The organism is Halobaculum sp. MBLA0143 (assembly GCF_041361465.1).
Lineage (GTDB): Archaea > Halobacteriota > Halobacteria > Halobacteriales > Haloferacaceae > JAHENP01.
This window is the reverse complement of the sequence record NZ_JBGKAC010000001.1, coordinates 1,303,121-1,325,436: the sequence shown is the minus strand read 5'-3', so window position 1 is coordinate 1,325,436 and position 22,316 is coordinate 1,303,121. Positions and strand designations below refer to the sequence as shown.

The 22,316-nt window shown below is 70.6% G+C and carries 21 protein-coding genes and 1 pseudogene; 11 read left to right on the top strand and 11 right to left on the bottom strand.

Features of this window, described 5'->3' with window-relative positions:
• Positions 1 to 71: 71 nt before the first annotated feature.
• Positions 72 to 728: an HAD family hydrolase gene (locus RYH79_RS06815; RefSeq protein WP_370897504.1), complete on the top strand. Its 657-nt coding sequence runs from the start codon at positions 72 to 74 to the stop codon at positions 726 to 728.
• A 56-nt stretch (positions 729 to 784) separates the two neighbouring features.
• On the opposite strand, the gene RYH79_RS06810 is transcribed toward RYH79_RS06815, so the two are convergent.
• Positions 785 to 1,789: an MBL fold metallo-hydrolase gene (locus RYH79_RS06810; RefSeq protein WP_370897502.1), complete on the bottom strand. Its 1,005-nt coding sequence runs from the start codon at positions 1,787 to 1,789 to the stop codon at positions 785 to 787.
• 79 nt (positions 1,790 to 1,868) lie between these two features.
• Between RYH79_RS06810 and RYH79_RS06805 the strand changes: the two genes are divergently transcribed.
• On the top strand, positions 1,869 to 2,339 hold the full coding sequence (locus RYH79_RS06805; RefSeq protein ID WP_370897500.1) for a hypothetical protein: 471 nt from the start codon (positions 1,869 to 1,871) through the stop codon (positions 2,337 to 2,339).
• A gap of 48 nt (positions 2,340 to 2,387) precedes the next feature.
• On the opposite strand, the gene hmgA is transcribed toward RYH79_RS06805, so the two are convergent.
• The gene (gene hmgA / locus RYH79_RS06800) at positions 2,388 to 3,644 is read right to left on the bottom strand and encodes a hydroxymethylglutaryl-CoA reductase (NADPH) (RefSeq protein ID WP_370897498.1); all 1,257 of its coding nucleotides are present in this window, start codon (positions 3,642 to 3,644) and stop codon (positions 2,388 to 2,390) included.
• A gap of 116 nt (positions 3,645 to 3,760) precedes the next feature.
• On the opposite strand from hmgA, the gene RYH79_RS06795 reads away from it, so the two are divergent.
• Both RYH79_RS06795 and RYH79_RS06790 read left to right on the top strand, forming a co-directional pair.
• A complete protein-coding gene (locus tag RYH79_RS06795; protein WP_370897496.1) occupies positions 3,761 to 3,919 on the top strand; it encodes a DUF7559 family protein in 159 nt (52 codons plus the stop codon).
• Positions 3,916 to 4,419, top strand: a pseudogene (locus RYH79_RS06790) (Hsp20/alpha crystallin family protein); the annotation flags it as partial. The gene RYH79_RS06795 and the pseudogene RYH79_RS06790, both read left to right, overlap by 4 nt.
• A gap of 316 nt (positions 4,420 to 4,735) precedes the next feature.
• Here RYH79_RS06790 and RYH79_RS06785 read toward each other — a convergent pair.
• Positions 4,736 to 6,409: an AMP-binding protein gene (locus RYH79_RS06785; RefSeq protein ID WP_370897494.1), complete on the bottom strand. Its 1,674-nt coding sequence runs from the start codon at positions 6,407 to 6,409 to the stop codon at positions 4,736 to 4,738.
• On the bottom strand, positions 6,399 to 7,208 hold the full coding sequence (locus RYH79_RS06780; RefSeq protein WP_370897492.1) for an alpha/beta fold hydrolase: 810 nt from the start codon (positions 7,206 to 7,208) through the stop codon (positions 6,399 to 6,401). The genes RYH79_RS06785 and RYH79_RS06780 overlap by 11 nt, the downstream gene beginning before the upstream one ends.
• An 87-nt stretch (positions 7,209 to 7,295) precedes the next feature.
• Between RYH79_RS06780 and RYH79_RS06775 the strand changes: the two genes are divergently transcribed.
• From RYH79_RS06775 to RYH79_RS06765, 3 genes are read left to right on the top strand one after another with little or no spacing between them, the layout of a single operon-like run.
• Complete coding sequence (locus RYH79_RS06775; RefSeq protein ID WP_370897490.1) at positions 7,296 to 7,730, top strand: MaoC family dehydratase; 435 nt, start codon at positions 7,296 to 7,298, stop codon at positions 7,728 to 7,730.
• 52 nt (positions 7,731 to 7,782) lie between these two features.
• Positions 7,783 to 8,280 carry a LabA-like NYN domain-containing protein gene (locus tag RYH79_RS06770; protein ID WP_370897488.1) on the top strand — a complete coding sequence of 166 codons (498 nt, stop codon included), beginning with the start codon at positions 7,783 to 7,785 and terminating at the stop codon, positions 8,278 to 8,280.
• Entirely contained in the window at positions 8,277 to 8,774 is a 498-nt protein-coding gene (locus tag RYH79_RS06765) for a PUA domain-containing protein (RefSeq protein WP_370897486.1), read from the top strand. The genes RYH79_RS06770 and RYH79_RS06765 overlap by 4 nt, the downstream gene beginning before the upstream one ends.
• 5 nt (positions 8,775 to 8,779) lie before the next feature.
• On the opposite strand, the gene RYH79_RS06760 is transcribed toward RYH79_RS06765, so the two are convergent.
• Together RYH79_RS06760 and RYH79_RS06755 are read right to left on the bottom strand one after the other, a co-directional pair.
• Positions 8,780 to 9,679, bottom strand: a complete 900-nt coding sequence (locus RYH79_RS06760) for a presenilin family intramembrane aspartyl protease PSH (RefSeq protein ID WP_370897484.1) — start codon at positions 9,677 to 9,679, stop codon at positions 8,780 to 8,782.
• On the bottom strand, positions 9,676 to 10,710 hold the full coding sequence (locus RYH79_RS06755; protein ID WP_370897482.1) for a presenilin family intramembrane aspartyl protease PSH: 1,035 nt from the start codon (positions 10,708 to 10,710) through the stop codon (positions 9,676 to 9,678). Before RYH79_RS06755 ends, RYH79_RS06760 begins: the two co-directional genes overlap by 4 nt.
• Positions 10,711 to 10,966: 256 nt before the next feature.
• Here RYH79_RS06755 and RYH79_RS06750 point away from each other — a divergent pair, with 256 nt between their 5' ends.
• From RYH79_RS06750 to RYH79_RS06735, 4 genes are all read left to right on the top strand, one after another.
• Entirely contained in the window at positions 10,967 to 11,599 is a 633-nt protein-coding gene (locus tag RYH79_RS06750; RefSeq protein WP_370897480.1) for a hypothetical protein, read from the top strand.
• Positions 11,600 to 11,921: 322 nt separating this feature from the next.
• Positions 11,922 to 12,344 (top strand): DUF7518 family protein, encoded by a 423-nt coding sequence (locus RYH79_RS06745; RefSeq protein WP_370897478.1) that lies wholly within the window; start codon positions 11,922 to 11,924, stop codon positions 12,342 to 12,344.
• A 103-nt stretch (positions 12,345 to 12,447) separates the two neighbouring features.
• Positions 12,448 to 16,032 (top strand): chromosome segregation protein SMC, encoded by a 3,585-nt coding sequence (gene smc / locus RYH79_RS06740; RefSeq protein ID WP_370897476.1) that lies wholly within the window; start codon positions 12,448 to 12,450, stop codon positions 16,030 to 16,032.
• Positions 16,025 to 17,053 carry a segregation/condensation protein A gene (locus RYH79_RS06735; RefSeq protein ID WP_370897474.1) on the top strand — a complete coding sequence of 343 codons (1,029 nt, stop codon included), beginning with the start codon at positions 16,025 to 16,027 and terminating at the stop codon, positions 17,051 to 17,053. Before smc ends, RYH79_RS06735 begins: the two co-directional genes overlap by 8 nt.
• A gap of 1 nt (position 17,054) precedes the next feature.
• Here RYH79_RS06735 and RYH79_RS06730 read toward each other — a convergent pair whose 3' ends face one another.
• From RYH79_RS06730 to RYH79_RS06710, 5 genes are all read right to left on the bottom strand, one after another.
• Entirely contained in the window at positions 17,055 to 18,122 is a 1,068-nt protein-coding gene (locus RYH79_RS06730; RefSeq protein ID WP_370897472.1) for a class I SAM-dependent methyltransferase, read from the bottom strand.
• The gene (locus tag RYH79_RS06725; RefSeq protein WP_370900797.1) at positions 18,119 to 18,505 is read right to left on the bottom strand and encodes a 6-pyruvoyl trahydropterin synthase family protein; all 387 of its coding nucleotides are present in this window, start codon (positions 18,503 to 18,505) and stop codon (positions 18,119 to 18,121) included. The genes RYH79_RS06730 and RYH79_RS06725 overlap by 4 nt, the downstream gene beginning before the upstream one ends.
• 144 nt (positions 18,506 to 18,649) lie before the next feature.
• Positions 18,650 to 19,681 (bottom strand): zinc-dependent alcohol dehydrogenase, encoded by a 1,032-nt coding sequence (locus RYH79_RS06720; RefSeq protein WP_370897470.1) that lies wholly within the window; start codon positions 19,679 to 19,681, stop codon positions 18,650 to 18,652.
• 57 nt (positions 19,682 to 19,738) lie between these two features.
• The gene (locus RYH79_RS06715) at positions 19,739 to 20,539 is read right to left on the bottom strand and encodes a CDP-alcohol phosphatidyltransferase family protein (RefSeq protein ID WP_370897468.1); all 801 of its coding nucleotides are present in this window, start codon (positions 20,537 to 20,539) and stop codon (positions 19,739 to 19,741) included.
• Positions 20,536 to 22,194: a Gfo/Idh/MocA family oxidoreductase gene (locus RYH79_RS06710; RefSeq protein WP_370897466.1), complete on the bottom strand. Its 1,659-nt coding sequence runs from the start codon at positions 22,192 to 22,194 to the stop codon at positions 20,536 to 20,538. The genes RYH79_RS06715 and RYH79_RS06710 overlap by 4 nt, the downstream gene beginning before the upstream one ends.
• Positions 22,195 to 22,316: the final 122 nt, after the last annotated feature.

The following is a 22,316-nucleotide window of genomic DNA, read 5'->3' as shown; positions in this document are numbered from 1 at the left end:
GAGCCGAGCGGTCCCGGTCGAGGCCGGGGGAGGGTGAGACTTTTCACGCCGCGGGAACCAGTCGTACCACTGTGTACGACGCGGTGGTGCTCGACAACGACGGCGTGCTCGTGGGTCGGACCAGCTACGACGTTCTGCGGGAGGCGACCTGGAGCGCGTTCGAGACGCTGTCGATCGACGATCCGGATCCCGACGACGTGGAGTCGATGGTCGTCGGCGTCTCGCCCGAGCAGCTGTCGTCCGTCGCGGACCGCTACGGCGTCTCCGCAGAGGATCTGTGGGCCGCCCGCGACCTCCACGCCCACCGCCGTCAGCGCCGCGAGATCGAGGCCGGCCGCAAGGACCTCTACCCGGACGTGTCCGTCCTCCGAGAGGTCGACGCGCCGCTGGGGATCGTCTCTTCGAACCAACAACAGACGGTCGACTACGTGTTGGACCACTTCGGCGTCCGCGACATGTTCGCGTCGGCCGTCGGGCGCAACCCGACCCCGGAGAGCCTCCGTCGCAAGAAGCCCAACTCCCACTACCTCGACCGCGTGGTGTCGGAGCTGGACGCCGACACCGCACTGTTCGTCGGCGACAACGAGTCGGACCTGCGGGCGGCCGACAACGCCGGCGTCGACTCTGCGTTCATCAGGCGGCCACACCGCGAGGAGTTCGACCTCTCGGTCACCCCGACGTACGACGTCGCCGACCTCCACGAACTCGTTGCGATCTGTCGTCGGTAGCGCCCGAGTCGCAGACATCTGTCCTCGGTAGCGCCCGGAATCGCAGACGTCTGTCCTCAACCGAACTCTCCGAGCGTGTGTTGGTCGGCGACGAGCGCCCGAGCGTCGAACCCGCGGGTCGTCAGCTCCGTCGCCAACGTGTCCGTCGAGCCGTGTGTGGTGTACACCCGCTCGGGGTCGACCGCCTCCACCAGTTCGACCAACTCGCGGAAGTCGCAGTGGTCCGTGAGCACGAACGTCTCGTCGTAGCCGCCGCGGTACTGGAAGGAGTCGTCGATGGCCCACCCGGAGAAGCCGGCCGCGAGCGCGTCAGTCCGGTCACACAGCCGGTCGACCCAGTCGCTCCCGGCGAGTCCACTCGGCAACACGACCACGTCACCCGGACCGATCTCGTCGAGATCGTCGTAGCGGTCGGCCGAGAACGTCGCGTCGACGTGGTCGGCGACGACCGCGTCGAGATCCGCGATCGCGTCCGAGACGGTCACCGACCGCCCCGCCCGCTCGGCCAGCAGTTGGAGCTCCTGGGCGCGGCCGAGCGCGTAGCCGAACGCCAACACCGGCCGGTCCGTCGTATCCTCGAAGAAGTCGACGATCTCGCCTTCCAGCTCCGACTGCGGCGGGAAGACGAACCCCGGCTCCCCGTAGGTGGCCTCCACGACGAGCACGTCCGCCTCGGGCGGCTCGAACCCGTCGAGGTACAGCCGGTCTCGGACGGAGACGTCGCCCGTGTAGCAGTACCGGGTGCCGTCCGGGTCCGTCACGAGCAGGGCGCGCGAGCCGGCGACGTGGCCGGCGTCCAGCAGTTCGACCGAGCCGTCGCCCGGAATCGTCGCCGTCGACGTCGGCCGACCGTCCCGGCGGACGGCCGCGAGATCCGCCGTCGCCGCCGAACAGACCGCCGTCGCGGGCGGGTCGTCCGGCAGGTGGTCGCCGTGGGCGTGGGTCACGACGACGGCGTCGCCTTCGGGGTCGGTCGCGTCCGCGACCACGCGGGTGCCGTCCGAGAGGTCGATCCGGACGCCGTCGCGGAGGCTGACGCCAGTTCCAGCCGTGTCTGTCACGTCGGAACGTGGGCGGCGACCGGCGAGAAGCTTTCGGGGACGCGAAGGGTTCTTGCCGTCGCCCCGCGCAGGCGGTGACGTGTCAAACGGAGACGGGGGCGGGTCGAACGGGGACGGACTCGGCCGGCGACGACTGCTGCGGGCCGCCGGCGTGACGGCGACGGCGGCGCTGGCGGGCTGCGGGCGCGGCGTCCGCGCCAACCGCGTCCCCGGCGGGCTGCGGTTCGTCAACGAGCGTCCGGAGCCGGTCAGGGTGGTCGTCAGGGCGCTCTTAGAAGGGGAGACCCCGAGCGAGCGACAGCCGACGCCGCTGTCGGACACGGTGACGGTGGAGGGGGCGTTCCCGGTGCCGGCGGAGACGACCCGGACGAACCGGAACTTCTTCCCGCAGCCCGGCAGCTACGTCGTGGAGGCGCGGGTCCGCCGGGAGACGGCGACCGGCCGGATCAGACTGTACGAGACGGTCGGGGGTGGGCTCGGCGCCGACACCGTGACCGTCCGGGTCGGCACCACCGGCGACGTGAGTCTCTCTGTCTCCGAGGTGGACTGACCGCTCGGACCGTCTCCGGCGTGGCCCGAGCCGAACACGGTGGACTCGTTACCGCCCGAGCTCCGCGTGGGCGCCGGCGAGGTTGCGGGAGGCGAGCGCGGACAGCAACGACAGTTCGCCGGCGAGGGCGGCGACGGTCGTCGCCTCCGCGAGCGCGTCGGCGTTGCTGCCGGCGGGGTCGCCGCCGCCGCGGACACCCAACACGTCCAGTCCCTCTGCCTGCGTCGGGAGACTCGTCCCGCCGCCGACGGTGCCGACCTCCAACGAGGCGATGGTCAGCGAGACGTAGAGGTCCCCGTCGACGACCTCAGCGGTCGTGATCGCGTTCGCTCCCTCCACCACCTGAGCGGCGTCCTGACCCGTAGCGAGGAAGACGGCCGCGACCGTGTTGGCGACGTGGGCGTTGAATCCCAGACTGCCGGCCTTGGCACTGCCGACGAGGTTCTTCCGGGTGTTGATCTCCGCGACCGCCTCCGGCGTCGTGTCGAGCACGTCCGTCACCACCTCGCGGGGGATCGTCGCGTCGGCGGCAACCGTCCGGCCTCGCCCCTGGATCGCGTTGATCGCGGCCGGCTTCTTGTCCGTACAGAGGTTGCCCGACACCGCGATCAGCGTCGCGTCAGTCTCCGCCTCCACCACGTCACACGCCGCCTCCGTGGCGATGGTGGCCATGTTCATCCCCATCGCGTCTTTCGTGTCGTACGTGAATCGGAGGAACACGTTGTTGCCGACGACGTGTGGGGTGATCGACTGGAGTTCACCGTGGCTCGTCGTCGCCTCGGCGGCCTCGCGCAGTTGTTCTTCTTCGTCGTGGACCCACGCGACGAGCGCCTCCGCCTCGGCGACGTCGTCGACCCGGAAGACGGGTGCGCGGACCATCCCGTTGTCGAGCACGCGGGCGGTCGCGCCGCCGGCGCGGTCCAACACGGAACACCCGCGGTTGACGGACGCGAGCAACGCTCCCTCGGTCGTCGCCATCGGGACGTACCGCTCGCCCGACAACGCGCCGCCGTCGACGGAGACGGGGCCGACGACGCCCGCGGGGATCTGGACCGCGCCGGTCATGTTCTCGACGTTGGAGTCCGCCGCCGCGGCCGGGAAGCCGTACTCGCCGGTGGTCGACAGCGCCGTCGTCGCGTCGTCGAACGCAGAGCCGTCGTGGGCGCCGACCAGCCGCCGACGGGCGGCGGCGGCCGTGTCCGCGTCCGCGTGGTCTTCGAGTTCGTACAGCCGGAGGTCGCCGGTACGGACCCGGTCGGCCAGCTCCGCGGCCGTCGGCGCGTCCGTCTCGCTCGTGTCTGTCACGCCCGAGCGTACGGCGGTGGTCGGCTAAGTCTTCTCGGTCGGGAACGGCCCGACCGGCCGACAGCGACGACGCGAACCCCCCGCCGTTTATACCGCCGCCCGTCCAACGTTCGGGTATGCCCGCGACAAAGGAAATCGAGTGTGTCAACGACGACTGCGAGCTCGACATGTTCGAGAACCACTACACCTACGACGTCCCCGACGACCACGAGGTCGGGGACCTCTCGTGTCCGTACTGTGGGGAGACGGACAGCCTCCGCGAGATTCAGCTATGAACGGTGAGGGTGAGTCTCAGGGCAAGGGGCTCCGCGAGATCGGCGAGTCGGCAGTCGAGGGGCTCTTGGACCGTGTCGGTCGCGGCGTGAGTAAGGTCCAGGAGCGTCGGCCGTTGGCGTACGACGTGTTGGAGTCCGACGACGCCTACCTCGTCGTGTTCGACGCCCCGGGCGCGACGAACAGCGACGTGCAGGTGCAGTTCCGCGACGAGGCCGTCGAGGTGAAGGTAGACCGCTTCCGGGAGTTCCACGAGGAGTTCGAGATGCGGTTCCCCGGCCGCGGGCTGTCGTTGGACGGCACCGCCGAACTGCCGGAGGGCGCCGGCGTCGACCCGACCGCCGCAGACGCCACGCTCGCCGAGAACGGCACGCTCCAGGTCCACGTCCCGAAGACGGAGTCCGACAGCACCGTCGACGTAGACGACGAGGACGAAGCCGACGACGGTCCGGAGTCGATCGAACTGGACGAGCACGACGCCGACGAACCGACCGACCACGACGAGCAGGACGAACACGCAGACGAGCCGGGGGACCACGAGGGCAGCCACGACGGCGAGGAACACGACACCCACGACGAACACGGCGGTGAAGAACACGACAATCACGCAGACGACGCTCACGACGACCACGCAGACGACGCTCACGACGCCCACGCGGACGACGCTCACGACGCCCACGCGGACGACGCTCACGACGACCACACAGACGACGCTCACGACGACCACGCAGACGACGCTCACGGCGACCACGCAGACGACGCCCACGCAGACGACGACCCGGACAGCACGGAAATCTGACGTGGATCCGGGGGACCAGCTACTCCTCGCCGAACCGTTCGCGGACGGCACTGCGGTCGATCTTCGACGGCCCGGAGGTGGGCAGTTCCTCGACGAACCGGAGCGACCGCGGGTGTTTGAACCGGGCGAGCCGGTCGTCCAGGAACTCCCGCAGTTCGGACAGCGTCAGTGAGTCGTCGCCGGCGACGACCGCGCGCCCGACGGTTCCCCACTGCTCGTCCGGAACGGCGATCACGACGGCGTCCGACACCTTCGGGTGGTCGGCGACGGCGTCTTCCACTGCGGGCGGGTAGACGTTCTCCCCCCCGGAGACGAACATGTTCTTGACGCGTCCCTCGATGTGGTAGTAGCCGTCGTCGTCGACACGAGCGAGGTCGCCGGTAGCGACCCAGCGGTCGCCGTCGCCGTCCCCGAACGTCCCCCGGCTCTCTCTGGGATTCTGCCAGTAACGGTCGGCGGCCTGTGGCCCGGACAGCTCCAGTTCACCCACCTCGCCGTCCGGGAGCGTGTCACCCGTCTCGTCGACGATCCGGGCGTCGACGTGTGGCGCCGGGACGCCGACGGAGTCGGCCTTCTCCCGGGGCCAGCCGTCCGGCATGGCGAAGTTGTTCGGGCCACACTCCGTCAGCCCGTACCCCTGCGAGAGGTCGACGTCACGGTCCCACCACGCCTCCAAGACGGCGTTGCGACACGGCCCGCCGCCGGACTTGGCGAATCGGAGCGTCGAGAGGTCCGTCTCCGTCCACCGGTCGTGTTCGCTCATCGCCCGCAGCACCGCCGGCACGGCGATCAGTACGGTCGCCGAGCGCTCTTCGACCAACGACAACACCTGACCGGGGTCGAACTCTCTGGCGATCACGACCGTCCCGCCGAGGTGGAACAACGGCGCCGTGACGACGTTCCACCCCCCGGTGTGGAACATCGGGAACGTCATCGGCGTGGTGTCTTCCGGGCGCAGTCCCCACGCGGTGATCGTGTTGAAGGAGTTCCACAACACCTGTCGGTGAGGGATCACGGTCTCCTTGGGGATCCCCGTCGACCCGCCGGTGTGGAGGAACAGGTGCGGATCTGTCAGCGACACGTCCGGCCGGTCGACCGGGCTGTCGTCTGCCGGGAGCGCCGCGGTCCAGGCGGCGTCCACGACTGCCGGGAGTGGGTCGCCCGCTGGGTCGTCACCGCCGGCTCGCTCGTCGTCGCCCGTGTCGCCGGCGTCGCCTGCGTCGCCCGTGTCGCCGGCGTCGCCTGCGTCGTCACCGACGACCACGACCGTCGGGTCGCCGTCGAACGCCGGCTCGGCGAGTACGTCGGCCGCGAGGTCGGCGAACGGCGCCTCGGCGACCACGAGCGTCGGGTCGACGTCGTCGAACATCGCCGCCAGTTCCGGCGGTGCGAGGCGGTGTGAGACGGGTGCCAACACCGCACCGATCTTTCCGGTGGCGAAGAACAGGTCGATCAGCGCCGGCCGGTTGCGCGAGAGGACGGCCACCCGGTCGCCCTGTTCGACGCCGTGAGCACGACAGAGCCGCGCCGTCCTGTTGGCCCGGCGGTCCAACTCGGCGTAGGTGTACTCCGTGCCCGTGTCGGCGTCGACGAGGCCGACACGGTCCGGCGAGAGACTCGCCCGGCGGGCACTCCAGTCGCCCACCCAGTCGTTGGCGTGGACGCCCGCCGGCACCGCCGGCTCAGGCTGCATCGAGGAACCCCCGGAGTCGCTCGTTCACCCGCTCGGACTCCTCTAGGAAGAACAGGTGAGACCCGTCCTCGTAGAACGTCGTCTCCGGGTCCGTCAGCAGTTCGGTCAGGAGCTCCCCGTTCTCGACCGGGAGGACACGGTCGCCGGTGCCGTGGAGGACGAGCGTCGGCACGTCCAAGTCGCCGAGTTCGTCGCTCGCGTCGAACGCCTCCACGGCGGCCGCCTGCGCCTCCCGCGCGGCCGGTGGGGCGTCCGAGGCCAGCCGCCAGTCGACGATCCGTTCGATCAGCTCCGGGTTCGCCTCCGGGAACCCCTCCGACAGCGCCGGCGCCATCTTGTACCGGATCGCCTCCCGTTCGTCGGCGTCCTCGGGAACGGAGAACATCCGCGCGAGCGTCTCGTCGGGCGTCGCCACGGCGTCGTCGCCGCCCGGCGAGGTACAGAACAACGACAGCGACGCCGCCCGGTCGGACGACAGCGCGTACCGTTGTGCGATCATCCCGCCCATGCTCGCGCCGACGACGTGGACGGTCTCTACGCCGGTGTCGGCCAACACGGCCTCCAGGTCCGCCGCCATCTGTTCGACCGTGTACGGTCCCTCGGGGGCGTCGGACTCGCCCGTGCCGCGGTTGTCCGGTAAGACGACGTGGTAGTCGTCAGCCAGAGCGTCCGCCTGCCAGCGCCACATCCACCGACCGTAGCCGAGCCCCTCGACCAGAACGACCGACGGCGCGTCGTTCGCGGACCGACCCCGTTGCTCGTAGGCGATCTCGACGCCGTCTCTCGTGACTGTCTGCACACGCCTCCCCACCGCCGCGTCCGACTTCAACCACCCGCTTCACATGTTAACCCCGTTCTTTTCGCCTGGCGGGCGTCACCTCGGTGTGTGCCAGTCGCATCTGCCGGCGACACCCGTCGCCACGCCGTGACCGTCACCGAGGAGACTGTCGACGACTACGCCGCCGTCACCGGCGACGACAACCCGTTGCACACGGACGACGAGTACGCCGCCGAGGGGCTGTTCGGCGGCCGCGTCGCCCACGGGATGTTCACCGCAGGCGTCGTCAGCGCCGCCCTCGCGGCCTTAGACGGTGACATCGTCTACGTCTCCCAGGAGTTCTCCTTCGAGGCGCCCGTCCGGCCGGGCGACACCGTGGCCGCCGAGGTGGAGGTGCTGGAGGAACTGGGCGGCGACCGGCTCCGTGTGGAGACTGTCGCCGAGAGCGTCGCCGACCAGGCGGCGACAGACGCAGACGACACCGACGGGGAGGTCGTTCTCACCGGGGAGGCGACCGTGTTGTCCGTCCCGCACGACGACTGACGGGGCGCACGCTCCCGACAGGAATATATCTCGTCCGAGACCCCTTGCGGACGTGACGAGCGTACACGACGCACAGCGGGTCGGCGTGATCGCCGACGCGCAGAACCTCTACCACTCCGCACAGAGTCTCTACTCCCAGAACGTCGACTACAGCGCCCTGCTCCAGAAGGCCGTCCAGGACCGGGCGCTCGTCAGAGCCATCGCCTACGTGATCCGGGCGGACTCCCCCGAGGAGGAGTCGTTCTTCGAGGCGCTGCGGGACATCGGTTTCGAGACCCGGATCAAGGACATCAAGACGTTCCCGGACGGCTCACAGAAGGCCGACTGGGACGTGGGGATGAGCCTGGACGCGGTGACGCTCGCCGACCACGTCGACGTGTTGGTGTTGGCGACCGGCGACGGAGACTTCTCGCGACTGTGTCGTCACCTCCGCCACGAGGGGGTCCGGACGGAGGTGGTCGGCTTCGGCGGGTCGACCGCAGACGAACTGGTCGACGCCGCGACGACGTTCGTCGACATGAGCGACCGCGAGGAGACGTTCCTACTGTGAGCCAGAACGCGACGACCGCGACCGGGGACACGGCCCTCCCACAGCTTCGGACGGTCGCGGACTACCAGTTCGGTGCCGGCGCCGGCGTGGCGTTGTTCCCGCCCGACGCCGAGGACATCACCGTCCGGCGTTCGACCGGCGGGCGGCCCCGACAGGTGTTGACCGGCGACGACCGGCTCGTCAGCTACGGCACGGACGGCCGCTTCACGCTGGGGGTCGCCGGCGGCCGCCGGCTCCAGACGCTGTCGCCGCCGGCCAACCGGGTCGTCGTCGGCGACGAGAGCGAGCCGTTCGTCCGCGAGGCGAAGAACGTCTTCGCCAAGTTCGTCCTGGACTGTGACCCGGGGATTCGGGAGCGCGACGAGGTGCTCGTCGTCCACGAGCGTGGCGAACTGTTGGCGGTCGGCCGGGCGGAACTGCCCGCGACCGGGATGGAGGACTTCGACAGCGGCGTCGCGGTGCGGGTGCGGGCGGGCGTGCCGGCGGACGACTGAGCCAACTACACGAAGCTGGCACCACCGGCGAGCAGCCAGCCCAGCAGCGCGCCGGCGACAATCGGCGGCAGCCCGGCGTGGACGCCGCCACGGCGCTGGACGAACACCTGGAGCACGAGGAAGCCCGCGAAGCCGCCGGCGACGGCGCCGACGGTCGCCGGCGCGAGCCCGAGCGGCGGCCCGCCGCCGACGACCTGGATCGTCGCCGTGTGTGCCTGGGTGCTCGCGGCCAGGAGCGCCGGGAACAGCGCGTCACCGGCGCCGAGCAGTGTCGCGGACGGCGCCGCCGACGACGTCGAGGAGTCGACACTCGCGCTCGTCGCGTCGAACCCGTCGTCGCTCGGGACGACGAACGCGGTCGGTAGCTCCAGTCTGGCGCTCGTGTCGGCCAACTCCACCATGTGGCCGGAGTAGTAGACGCTGTAGGCGTCGTAGCCGGCGACGACGACGAGCGCGACGGCGGCGTACCGCGGGCCGAGACTGGCGCCGAACACGCCGGCGGCGCCCGCGACGGCGACGACCGCGACGAGGTTGCGGACGGGGAGACTGGCCGACCGGGCGACGGCGACAGCCGCGACCGCCGCCGGGACGACCCCCCCGACCGGGCCGAGGAACGCCGTCCCGACGAACCAGACGGAGACGGACAGCGACAGCGTCGTCAGCCCGCGCAGCAACGAGGGGGAGACGCCCCAGCGAGCCACCCCGAGCGCGAGGACGGTCCCGAGCGCCAGCCCGGCCACCAACGGGATCAGCGCCGTCCCGCCGCCGTCGCCGTACTGGACCCCGCGACCGGCGAGTCGGGGCGTGACGAGCAACGCCAGCGCCTGGACCGCCAGGAACAACGCCCCCGTACCGACGGCACCCCGGACCCGGGGGTCCGACAGCGGCCACGTCGCCGTGCTCACAGGTACGGCCCCAGGCCGAGTGCGGTCACGAGCGAGACGCCGGACAGCAGCGACCCGACCAGGTAGCCCGCGAGGGTGCCGCCGTTGAGCAACGGTAGCCCGGCGTGGGCGCGGCCGGCCAACACCCACCGCAGGAGCACGGCCAGCCCGGCGAAGGTGCCGACCATGCCCAGCAGTGCCGGGAGGTTGAGCCCGGGCAGGAAGGGGACGCCCAGCGACGACGCCGGCGAGAAGAACGCCGCCGAGGCGACGAGCACCGTCGGCATGACGGCGTCACCCAGCCCGACGAAGAACACCTCCCGTGCGCCGTCGTCGCCGGTCGTCTCCGCGGTCGGCTCCGACTCCCCGGAGCCGTCGGCGACCGCCGCGTCTCCCTTCGGGTCGTCGCCGTCGGCCGCGGGCTCGCCGTCGCCGCCGTCGGCCGCTCCTCCGTCGTCGAACACGGAGTAGTCCAGCGTGAGCGGGAACACGAGCACGACCGGGATGTTGAGGTCCATGACGCCGGAGGCGAGATCCAGCATGTGTTCCGTCTGGTAGACGGAGATGGCGTCGTAGACGGCCAGGGCCACCAGGAGGAGAATCGCCGGCAGGAGACCGAAGCTGATGCCGAACACGCCGGCCGCGGCGGCGCCGATCACCGCCCCCGTGGCGTCCAAGACGTACCACTCCGGGTAGCGCCAGAGGAGCAACGGGACGAGCCCAGCCGCGACCAACGCCGCCGTCGACGGTAGCACCACCGCGAACACGTACCACGACAGCATCCCGGAGGTGAGCAGGATCACCGCCTTCACCAGCGCGTCCACGCCGAAGCGGAACGCCGCCAGCATCAGCGCCGTCATGACGAGGATGGCGCCGACGTACACGAGCGCGTTCGTCGGGTCCGAGGGGTCCGGCGTCGCCTGGAGCCCGGCCGCAGAGAAGTCCGGGACGAGCGCCAGCGCACCGACCTGGACCACGAGGAACACCGCCGCCGTCAGCCCGACGCCCAGCGCCACGCTCGGCTCCGGGTCCGACCGTTCCGTCTGTGACACAGTTGATCGACCGAGGGTTGCGCGGGGAGGGGTTTGGCCGTTGTGGTGCGCGGCCGTCCCCGTCGGTTTCGGATCGTCGCGTGTGACCGTGAGGATCTAGTCAGGATAGTCTCGATAGCTACCAGTGTCGCAGCTGCGTCCCTGGCGCTCGCACGATCGGTCGAACACACTGACCGACCGAGACGTAGTTGCGTCTCTTGCCGACGACGGGCCGGCGCGACTTCGTGATATCGCCCAGAGTCGCTACCGAGAGAACGTGATCCGGCTGCAGTGTCGGTATCTCGAACGGCTCGGCGTGTTGGCGCCGGTCGCGCCCGACGCCTGGCGAACGACAACCGACGCTTGGGGGACCTTCGAGGACTGCCTGGAGTCGGGCTCGTCGAAGTGCGTCGAGATCTCACCCGTGGTACGGGACGAACACCACCGGATCGACGATCTCTCGACCGTCGAGCCGGAGTTGTTCGAGAGTCTGAACCGGGAGTTGTTCGAGAGTCTGAACCGGGAGTTCTTCGAGGACGGCGCGTACGCCTACGGCCACGTCAGAGGCGATCGGGAACTCACGGCACGCCGAATCCGGAACGTTCCCGACTACCGCCTCGACCGGTTCGTCCGAGAGTTCCCGCGTACAGAGACACTGTATCGACAGTGTGCTCACTGGGTTCGGGGGCTCGTCGGGCTCCACTTCTCTCCGGACGCCAACCACCGGACGGCGGTGGCGTCACTGTACGTCGTGCTCGACGCGAACGGCCACACACCCACGGACGACCGGCCGTTCGACTGGATCGACGTGGCCGTGGTGCGGTCGAAGCTCCTCCGTGGCTACCACTGTGACGCACGGTTCGACACACTGTGGGAGCGAGACGAACTGTACCACCACTGGCTGCGGTAGTTCCGCGACAATCTGCTCCAGACCGACGAGCGACCGCGAAGCGAACTCGAAACGGGGTTCCTCGACGACGTTCTAGCGTACGCCCGGAACCGACACCGGCGACGAGACTACTCTTCGGGCTCTTCGAGCCGTCCGACTTCGCCCATCGCAACGTACTTCGCCTCGTTCTCGCGGACGTGTTCGATCGCGACTCGTACTAGATCTTCCATACTTCGTGCAGAGTTGTCGAGGTTCATTACCATTGGGAAGCGCCGCCACCGCTGGCTTCCGTCGGCTCTCTGTCTGACGGACATTTAACCCTGTAGAGTGTCCCACACCTGTCATGGGAAACAGGGTGGAGAATCTGGAGCGGCAGGTCACAGAGCTGCGGGCGGCGGTCGACGGACTGACCGAGGAGCTCGTCGAGACGAAGGAACGACTCAATCAGCTCGAAGCGTCCGCCGACGCGGAGACGGAGACGACCGACGACGACCGGCGGGAGCAGGCACACGTCGAGTTCGTCCCCAACCAGTCGCCGGAAGAGCACACGGAGTACGTCGGAGCGCGAGACGCGGACGCGAGCGACGACCGGCAGACACAGTCGGGTCAGTCGGACCAGTCCGGGCAGTCGGCCCAACAGTCCGGACAGCGGAGACAGGACGCCGCACAGGCGGAGGCCCGCGGCAGCACGCGCGACCAGTCGACGACGGACGGCAGCGAGGAGTCGACGGACGACGAGGACGGCGACGACATCATCGTCGCTTGAGCCGGGCTCGCGGGCGGTCCGGTACGTTCACACGGCTGGGCGTTCGAACAGTCGACGACACTGGGGGTCGCCGCGACGGACGACAGCCACACACGAGTGACAGATGCACATCGAGAAACTCGTCTTAGACGACTTCAAGAGCTTCGGGCGCGAGACGGAGATCCCCTTCTACGAGGACTTCACCGTCGTCACCGGCCCGAACGGCTCCGGGAAGTCGAATATCATCGACGGCGTATTGTTCGCCCTGGGACTGGCCCGCACCCGCGGGATCAGGGCCGAGAAGCTGACGGACCTCATCTACAACCCCGGTCACGCGGACGGAACGCGGGCGGACGGGCCCCGTGAGGCGTCCGTCGAGGTGATCCTGAACAACGAGGACGGCACCCTGGACCGGTCACAGGTGGTCAACGCCGCCGGGACGGACAAGGTGGGTGACGTCGACCGAGTCACCGTCAAGCGCCGGGTGAAGGAGACGGACGACAACTACTACTCCTACTACTACCTCAACGGCCGGTCGGTGAACCTCTCGGACGTACGAGATTTGCTCGCGCAGGCGGGCGTCACGCCGGAGGGGTACAACGTCGTGATGCAGGGTGACGTGACGGGGATCATCAACATGACTCCCCACGAGCGCCGGGAGGTGATCGACGAGATCGCCGGCGTCGCGGAGTTCGACGCCAAGAAGGAGGACGCCTTCGAGGAGTTGGAGACCGTGGAAGACCGGATCGAGGAGGCACAGCTCCGGATCGACGAGAAGACGGAGCGACTGGAACGGCTCTCCGACGAGCGCGACCAGGCGCTGGCGTACCAAGACCTGCGCGACGAGAAGGAGGAGTACGAGGGGTACCTCACCGCCGCGGAGCTGGAGGAACGCCGCGACGAGCTCGGGGACGTGGAGTCGGAGATCGAGTCCGCTCGATCGGAGTTGGCCGAGCGGCGCGAACGGCTGGACGAGGCGACGGCGACGGTCCAGGAGCGACAGTCGGAGCTGGACGACCTGAACGCCGAGATCGAGCGCACGGGCGAAGAAGAGCAGTTGGAGATCAAATCGGAGATCGAGGAGATCAAAGGCGAGATCGCCACCTTGGAGGGGAAGATCGAGACGCAGTCGGAACGGCGCGACGACGCGGAGACGGACCGGCGGGAGGCGTTCGTCCAGATCGACCGCAAGAACGAGGAGATCGACGAACTGGACGACGAGATCCGCGACGCGAAGATCCGGAAGGCGGATCTGAAGTCCACCCTCGCGGCCAAGCAGTCGGATCTCGCGGAGGTGGAGTCGGAGATCGAGAACGCAGACACCGCCTACGACGAGCTGAAAGCGGAGTTGGAAGACGAGAAACGACGGCTGGAGGAACTGCGCGAGGAGCGCCACGAGCGACAACGCGAGCGGGACCGACTCCTCGACGACGCCCGGCGGCGTTCCTCGGAGATCGAGGAGGTGGAGTCGGAGATCGCGGACGCGGAGACGGAGCTGCCGGAGCTCCGCCGCCGGCTGTCGGAGTTGGAGTCGGAGCTCGACAGCGCCCGGAAGAACCGCGAGACGGCCGCGGGGCTCGTCGAGGACCTCCGCGAGGAGAAGGCGGACCTGGAGTCGGAGCTAGACGGGCTGGAGTCGGAGATCCGCGAACGACAGAACGAGTACGCCGAGTTGGAGGCGCGGGCAGAACAGACGGGCGACAGCTCCTGGCCGCGAGCGGTGACGACGGTGACGAACGCGGAGTTCGGGGGGGTCCACGGCCCGGTCGGCGAGCTGGGCGCGGTCGACTCCGAGTACGCCACGGCGTGTGAGACGGCCGCGGGCGGCCGGCTGGCGAACGTCGTCGTCGACGACGACGGCGTCGGGAGTGACTGTATCGACTACCTGAAGCAACGCAACGCCGGCCAGGCTACGTTCCTCCCGCTGACGGAGATGGACGAACGGAGGCTGCCGTCGCTCCCGTCGCACCCGGGGGTCGTCGACTTCGCCCGCAGCCTCGTCGACTACGACGCGACGTACGAGGGGGTGTTCTCGTACGTCCTGGGGAAGACGTTGGTCGTCGAGGACATGGAGACGGCCCGGGACCTGATGGGACAGTACCGGATGGTGACGCTGGACGGGGACCTCGTGGAGACGAGCGGCGCGATGACCGGGGGCTCGGGCGGCGGCTCTCGGTACGCCTTCTCGAAGAGCGGCGAGGGGAAGCTCGAACGGATCGCCGAGGAGATCCACGACCTGGAGGACGACCGACAGGCGCTGCGCGAGGAGATCCAGGCGGTCGAGGGGGACATCGAGGACGCCCGCGAACGGGTGTCGGCGGCGAAAGAGACCGTCCGCGAGGTGACGGCGGACCGCGACCGGGCGGAGACGGAGATCGAGGAGACGGACGCCCGGATCGAGGAGCTCCGCGAGCGGAAGGCGGAACTGGAGTCCGAGCGGGAGTCCGTCGACGCGGAGATGACGGAGCTAGACGAGGAGCTCGCGGAGCTGTCGACGGAGATCGACGAGCGGGAGGCTCGCGTCGAGGAGATCGAAGCGGAGTTGGCCGACTCGGAGATCCCACAGCTGTCCGACCGGGCCGACGAGATCCGGGCGGAGATCGACGACGTGGAGAGTCGGATGTCCGAGGTGGACGCCGAACTCAACGAACTGGAACTGGAACGGGAGTACGCCGAAGACGCCGTCGAGGACCTCAACGACACGGTGGAGGCGGCCCAGGAACGGAAGGCCGACGCCGAGGCGAAGATCGAGGAGTTCGAAGACCGCGTCGCGGAGTTAGAGTCGGAGCTGACGGCGAAACGCGACGAGATCGCGGAACTGGAAGAGGAGCTGGCCGGGTTGAAGGAGGAACGGTCGACGCTGCGCGAACGGCTCCAGACGGCGGAGTCGGAACGCGACGAGGCGGAGTCGGCCGTCGAGGAGACGAGCAGTCGGCTGGACGACCTAGAGGCGACGGCAGACGAGCTCCGACGGGAGATCGACCGGCTGTCGTCGTCGGTCGGCGACTACGACCCAGAGGAGATCCCGGACCACGACACGGTGGAGTCGGAGATCGAGCGGTTGAGCCAGGAGATGTCGGCGATGGAGCCGGTCAACATGCTGGCGATCGAGGAGTACGACGAGGTGGAGGCGGAGCTGGCAGAGCTCGAGGAACGCCGAGACGTGCTCGCGGAGGAGCGCGACGGGATCGAAGACCGGATCGCCTCCTACGAGGACCAGAAGCGGGAGACGTTCCGGGCGGCGTTCGACTCCATCGACGGCCACTTCCGGGAGATCTTCCAACGGCTCTCCTCGGGGTCGGGTGAGCTCCACCTAGAGAACCCCGAGGAGCCGTTCGACGGTGGCCTGACGATGAAAGCGCAGCCGGCGGACAAGCCGGTCCAACGGCTGGACGCGATGAGCGGCGGGGAGAAGTCGCTGACGGCGCTCGCGTTCATCTTCGCCATCCAACGGCACAACCCGGCGCCGTTCTACGCCCTGGACGAGGTAGACGCGTTCTTGGACGCCGCCAACGCCGAGCGAGTGGGCGAACTCGTGGACGAGCTCGCCGAGGAGGCGCAGTTCGTCGTCGTCTCCCACCGGTCGGCGTTGTTGGACCGCTCCGAGCGGGCGGTCGGCGTGACGATGCAGGAGGACAACGTCTCGGCCGTCACCGGGATCCAACTGGACGGCGAGAGCGACCGCACGGAGGTGTCCGCGGATGACTGACGACGACGTGCCGGACATCCCGTTGGGGCACGGCAGCGACCGCGACCGTGACACCGAGGGGCTGTTCGGCGACGGTGACGACGGGAGCGCCGACTCGGGCGACGACAGTGGAGCCAGCGACCCGGGCGACGGCAGGAGCGCCGACTCGGGCGACGACAGTGGAGCCAGCGACCCGGGCGACGGTGGCACAGGCGACGACGGTACGAACAGTGGGTCGGCCACAGACGACGAGGAGACGGAGCCGGTGGAGGTGTTGGTCCAGTTGGCGAAACGGGGCGAGATCGACCCCTGGGACACCGACATCGTGGCCGTGACGGACGCGTTCCTGGCAGAGCTGGAGGAACGCGACCTCCGGACCTCCGGACGGGCGTTGTTCTACGCGAGCGTCCTGTTGCGGATGAAGTCGGACGCGATGTTGGAGCCCGACGAGCCGGAGTCCGAGGAGCCGGAGCCGTGGGAGACGGCGTTCAGGGACGGCGCCGGGCCGGAGGCGGTGGACGACGACGACGACTTCGACCCGGTGGACGCCCTGGAGGCGGAGATGGACCGTCGGCTGGAGCGCCGTTCCACCCGTGGGTCCCCGGAGACGCTGGACGAGCTCGTGCGGGAACTGCGGGAGGCGGAGCGAGGCTCTCGGTGGAAGGAGTCACGCGAGTACGACACCTCGGGAGAGACGGAGCCGTCGGGGACACAGACCCTCCAGTACCGTGGCGGCTCGGACTCTCGACCGGAGCCGGAGCCGGGCGAGGGCGACGTGACGGAGACGACACACGAGGAGGACATCGAGACGGTGATCGGCGAAGTGCGGACGGCGCTGACCCGGCAGTACGACAACGGTCGCCGGGAGGTGTTGTTCCGCGAGGTGCGGACCGCCGGCGGCTCGCCCGTCCAGACGTACCTCGCCCTGCTGTTCCTGGCGCACCGCGGCGAGGTGCGGCTCCGCCAGGACGACCTGTTCGGCGACCTCTGGGTGCAGGACCCGACGGCGCCGACGGTCGGCGACGAGGCGGTCGCCGACTAGCTCACGCCCGGTACAGCACGTCGAACTGGCTCGCGGTGTAGACCAGTTCGCCCGCCTCCGCCTGCCGTCGACGACACTGGAGCCAGTCGCGCAGGTCTGCGGCCGTGTGGTCCGTGTCGGTCAGGGCCGTGGCGGCGCGGTCGGTCGGGTCCGCGTCGGCAACTGTTCCGCCGGCGCGGTCGGTCGGGTCCGCGTCGGCAACTGTTCCGCCGGCGCGGTCGGTCGGGTCCGCGTCGGCAACTGTTCCGCCGGCGCGGTCGGTCGGGTCCGCGTCGGCAACTGCTCCGCCGGCGCGGTCGGTCGGGTCCGCGTCGACACTCTCTGCCTCGGCGCTGTCCGTCGGGCCCTCGCCGTCGCCGCCGTCTACGAACAACGCGTCGGCGACGAACCCCAGGATACACGAGAGGAAGTAACGTTCGTCGTTCGGGTAGCCGTCGTCGTTCGCCCGGACGACCCAGTCGGAAGCGCCGACGGCGAGCAGTTGGCCGTCCGCCCGGCGACAGTGATCGACGGCCGCGCGGCCAGCGCGGACGTTCCGACCGGGTTGGGCGTCGATGGTCTCGTGGTAGATCCGTTCGACGAGGTCGTCGGCCGGGTGTGCCGGCGCGAACGTAGTCCTCCCGTCGAACGTGAACGGGGCGTACACGAGCCCACCGGGACCGACGGCGGCCGCGAGTGTGTCGACGGCCTCGCCGACCGGGACGAGATCGAGGAAGGAGCCGGCGACGGCGAGGTCCGGGTCGAACGAGCCGTCCGCGGCCTCGCGGGCGGCCGCGACGGCGTCGCCGACGGCGAACGAGACGGTGTCGGCGGCGTGACGCTCGCGGGCGGCCGCGACGAGGCCGGCGTCGGTGTCGACGCCTCGGTAGCCCGCGGGCTCGACACCCCACTCGCGGAGCCGGGGGAGCGTGACGCCCGTGCCACAGCCGGCGTCGAACACCGTCGGCGACGGCGGGAGTTCCTCCCGGAGCCGGTCGGCGACCCGACGGTCCAGGGCGCGGTCGTCGACGGTCGCCTTGGCGTCGAGGTAGCGCGTGTCGGCGTGGTCGTGGCCCTCGGTCCCCGTCACAGGTCGCGGTCGTGGGCCACGCGGGCCACGTCGTCTTCCCACATCCGGACGGTCAGCCCGTCGACCCCCGCCAGCGTGTCGTCGTCGACGGTCTCGACGAGCCGGTCGCCGAACAGCCGGGCGAACCGCTCGACGCTGGGGTTACCGTCGAACGCCGGGCGGTCGTTGAGCAACGTGTCTCGGTAGTCGGCGACCAGGTCGTCCAACGTCGCCTCGACGGCGTCGATGTCGACGACGTAGCCGTACTCGCCGAGTTCGGCGGCGCGAAGCTCCGCCTCCACCTCGTAAGTGTGGCTGTGTGGCTCACCCTCGCCCGGCGGCGGGCTGGGCACCGTGAGGAAGTGCTGTGCGACGAACGTCCGCGAGACGGCGAGTCGGTACACGCTCACACCACGGCCGGCGGGAACAGGAAACTTACGGGCTGGCGTGGCCGCGCGAGCGGCGGTGTCGAGGGCGTCTCGGGACGCTGGCGGCGGACCACGGGTGACGGGCCGCGAGCGGTGTCCCGCGGGCGACACCTGGCCTCGTCAGTCCTCGTACTCCAGGAGGACCTGGAGCGGTCGTTCGCCGTCGGGCTCGTCTAACAGTTCGTACGCTCGGGGCGCCTCGGCGAACGGGACGCGGTGGGTGACGAACTCCGACAACGGGAGGTCCCGTGCCCGGTCGACGGCAGTCTGGAGCCGGCGATCCGTGCTCCACCGACCACGCAGCGCGGGGTCGACGGTGGACACCTGGCTGGACTCGATGGCGATCCGGCTGCGGTGGTAGTCGCCGCCCAGGTTCAGGTCGGCGCGTTTCTCGCCGTACCAGGAGCCGACGGTCACGCGGCCGTCGTAGCCGACGGCGGCGACGGCGTCGTCCAGCGCGGCGGGGTTGCCGGAGATCTCGACGGCGGCGTCCAGCCCGGACGCCTCGTCGGCCCGGCGGCGCTCGGCCAGCGTCCCCGCCTCGGAGGGGGTGAGCGTGGTGTCGGCGCCGAGCGCGGCCGCTCGGTCGCGCCGCTCGGGCTGTGGCTCCACGACGGCCAACTCCGACAACGGGAACGCCGACAGCAGCGCGACGGTCGCCAGTCCGACGACGCCGGCGCCGAACACGGCGACCCGTTCGCCCAGCCGCGGTGCAGTGTCCAACACGAGCGTCACCGCGGTCTCGACGGTCGGCAACGTCGCCGCGGCGGCCGTCGAGAGCCCGTCGGGCAGTCGGACGACCGACTCCGGGCGCGCACAGAACGTCTCGGCGTGGGGGTGGAAGCCGAACACGCGCCGACCGAGCCAGTCGTCGTCCACGTCGGCTCCGGTGTCCGTCACTCGGCCGACGGCGGCGTAGCCGTACGTCAGCGGGTACTCGAACTGGTCGCCGTCGAACGCCGGCAGCGTGGCGTCGACGGACATCTCTCCCGGAACCTGGTCGCGGTACACCAACAGCTCCGTCCCGGCGGAGACGCCGGAACAGGTGGTCTGGACCCGGAGTTCGTCGGTCGCGAGCGTCGGTGCCGGTCGCTCGTGGACCGCGACGGACCGCGGCCCGGTGAACACCAGCGCGCGTCGTGTGCCACTCACTGTCTGTCGCCTCGTACACGCCTGGAGCCACACCGACTTTCCTCTGTCGCCTCGGTGTCAGTCGTCGGCCGGCCGTCCCGACGGGTCGGTCCCGTGGCGTGGGAGGCGTCCGGTGACGGCCAGGTAGTCGCGTGCGAACACGAGCAACGACGGCGCCAACGCGACCGGCGCGACGGCGTGCAGCGTCGTCGCCGGCACGACCGGCGAGAGCGCGACGGTCAGAAACAGCATCTGCCAGCCCGCCAGCGGGCGGCGGAATCGCCCCGGCGGCAACGGCCGGATCCGGCGACCACGCCGCCGCTCGACCGTCAGTCCGGCGCGGTAGAGGTAGCGAGCGGCCGCCAACGCGAGGTAGACGGCCGGCAGCCGCCCCCAGGCGACCGCCACTGCGGGCGCGACGACGAACCCCAGCGTGTCGTACGCCATGTCCAGCCGCTCGCCGAGACGCGTCGTCTGGCCGACACGGCGGGCGACGACACCGTCGACGGCGTCCAGCAGGACACCGCCGCCGTACAGCACCGCCGGCAGCGCGGCGACGGCGGTCGTCCGCGGGACGAACAGGAAGCCGGCGGCGCCGGCGTACGCCAGTCCACGGGCGAGCGTGACGGCGTTGGCGACGCCCAGCGTCCGGCGCAGCCCCGCGACCGTCCCGTCGGCCGGGTGGTTGTCCGGGAGGTTCCGCCGGAGGTAGACGGCGACGCCGAACCCGGCCGGCGCCGCGACCGCCAGCCAGGTCTCGGCGAGCCCGCCGATCCCGGTCAACAGGAGGTAGCCGAGGGCCAGCGCCACCCCGGAGCCGGAGACGGCGACGGCCGCCTCCGCCCGGAGCCGCCGGGGGAGCCGCGCGGTCGCAGTCACGACACACCCCCGGCGGCGGCGAGGTGTGTGACGACGCGTTCGGGGTCGCTCGCGGTCGACACCGGCACTCGGCCGGCGTCGATCTCGTCGCTCACCGCCGTCGCGTCGTCGACGTGGGTCAGGGCCCGTGTCACCGACGAGTGGGTCACCGGCGTGTCGTCGGCGACGACGAGCGCCGGGTTGTCGACCCCCACGGCCGTCTCCGCGAGCTCCGGGGCGCTCCCGGCGACTCCGACGACCGGCGCGCGGTCGGTCAGCCCCCGCCAGACCGCCGGCCGCGCGGGCGGGTCGACGGCGTCGACCCGCAACAGGAGGCTGTCGGCCGCCCGCCCGAGCGCCGACCGGACGCGGTCCACGTCGGCGTCCGGGTCGTCCACGACGGCGGCGACGTGGACCGTCGCCGGGTCGGGAGCGCCGCGCCCCGACAGTGCCGCCCCGACCGTCTCGGCCGTGTCGCCGTCGACGACGAACAGCCGACAGCCGGCGTCGACGGCGGTCTCGACCGTGTCGGCGCCCGCGTCCGGCTGCGGCGCGACACCCACACGAGGGAGGCGGACCCCGGCGTCGGGCGGGGTCGCGGGCGGGGTGGCGCCGTAGCACGGGGCGGGCGGGCGGTCGAGGGCGAACGGCGCGTCCGTCGGCGGGTCCGGCACGGGGACGGCGTCGCCGGTCGTGGCGGCCCGGTCGACGGCGTCGGCCACGGTGACGACGTGTGCGGCCCGGACGGCCGTCGACACCGGGCGGGCGCCGTCGCCGACCCGAGCGGCGAGTCGCGCCGGGCCGTCGGCGAACCCACCCTCGCGGCTCGGCGCCGTCGGCGGGACGGCGGTGTACGCGCGCCCCTCGCGGCCGAACTGGACCGTCTCCGGGTCGTCCGTGCCGGCGCCACAGTCGCCGAGGTACAGCGAGCCGCCGTCGCCGTGGAGTTCGAGACTGGAGAACTCCCGCGAGCGGTGCGGGGCGTACAGACTGGTCGTCAGCCGGACGAGCGGGCCGTCGGCGAACGACAGCGTCGCCTCGACGTGAGTGGGCGCCGACGGCGTCCGGCGGTCGTCCGGCCAGGGGTCGCTCGCGTCGGCCGTCCGGACCCGGTCGACGCGGCCGAACCACGCCGTCAACAACGTGAGCGGGTAGACGGCGCCGTCGTACAACGGGCCGACGTCGAGAAACGAGTCCGGGCTGTCGTGCCACTCCGTCACCCGGCCGACGTGGGCGTGGACGTACCCCAGCCGGACGGGGCCGAGTCGGCCGTCGGCCAGCAGTTCGCCGACACGGCGCTGTGCCGGGTGGCGGGGGGAGACGGGGGCACAGCCCAGCGCCAGCCCACGGTCGCGGGCCAGCTCGACGAGGCTCCAGGCGTCGTCGGGCGACAGCGCCAACGGCTTCTGACAGAAGACGTGACGGTCCGCGGCGAGGGCAGTCCGGGTGACGGCCGCGTGGGCGGCGTGGCTCGTCAACACGACGACCAACGGCGCCGACTCCGCGGCCAGCATCGTGTCCACGTCGGTGTACGCGGCGGCGTCCGTCTCGGCTGCCAGCCGCTCGGCGCGGTCGGCGTCGAGATCACAGACGGCCGAGAGAGACAGGCGAGTGGCCGAGAGCCCGGTGGCGTACGCCTCGGCGGCCGCGCCCGCGCCGACGAACAGACAGTTCACGAACGAGTTACGGGCCGGACGAACAAGAAGCCGGGGGGAGAGGAACCGCTGGACTGCGCGGTCGTCGGATTGAAGTCGGAGAGACGGGAACCGCCGGACTACGCGGTCGTCGGATTGAAACC

Bases quoted from the DNA above. Each gene is read 5' to 3' on its own strand.
- RYH79_RS06795 (WP_370897496.1), top strand. From the start codon at position 3,761: ATGCCCGCGACAAAGGAAATCGAGTGTGTCAACGACGACTGCGAGCTC.
- RYH79_RS06785 (WP_370897494.1), bottom strand. From the start codon at position 6,409: ATGCAGCCTGAGCCGGCGGTGCCGGCGGGCGTCCACGCCAACGACTGG.
- RYH79_RS06745 (WP_370897478.1), top strand. From the start codon at position 11,922: ATGGGAAACAGGGTGGAGAATCTGGAGCGGCAGGTCACAGAGCTGCGG.
- smc (WP_370897476.1), top strand. From the start codon at position 12,448: ATGCACATCGAGAAACTCGTCTTAGACGACTTCAAGAGCTTCGGGCGC.
- RYH79_RS06735 (WP_370897474.1), top strand. From the start codon at position 16,025: ATGACTGACGACGACGTGCCGGACATCCCGTTGGGGCACGGCAGCGAC.